Raw genomic sequence first — 421 nt, 5'->3', positions numbered from 1 at the left:
TACATCATCAGGATCAGACCAATCGCGATCGGGATGTTGGTCGACCCTATGGAGAGGCTGTTCAACGCGCTGGGCACACCCTCGAACAACGCCCCCATGCCGACGCCGAGCGCCATGGCGGCGAAGATCCAGAACGTGAGATACCGGTCCAGGAAGGACAGGCGGGAGGTGTCAGTGGTCATGGGGATTTCCGGAAGGACGGTCAGTTGATCTGTGCGATCGGGTCGAGCCGGGCCTTGAGGGCCTCGCTGTCATCCCAGACGCAGTCGGAGATCTCCAGGAAGGCCCTCAGGCGCGCCTTGATGATCTGGTGCGCGCGATCGAAGGCTTCGGCTTTCTCTCCGTCCGAGCCTTCAACGCCGGCCGGATCGAACAGGCCCCAGTGCACCCGTACAAAGTCGCCGAACACTACCGGGCATGC

At 62.5% G+C, this 421-nt stretch carries 1 protein-coding gene and 1 pseudogene; both read right to left on the bottom strand.

The genetic code is table 11. The features are described from left to right. Nucleotides 1-182, bottom strand: a pseudogene (locus AC2A1N_RS16605) (arsenical-resistance protein); the annotation flags it as partial. A gap of 20 nt (nt 183-202) precedes the next feature. Further along, nucleotides 203-421 (bottom strand): low molecular weight phosphatase family protein (locus tag AC2A1N_RS16600; protein WP_484372913.1); only part of this gene is annotated, 219 nt, incomplete at its 5' end.

The organism is Stenotrophomonas maltophilia group sp. SKK55 (assembly GCF_057179845.1).
Note: the sequence above shows the minus strand (reverse complement) of the source record. Positions and strands in the feature narration are given on the sequence as shown.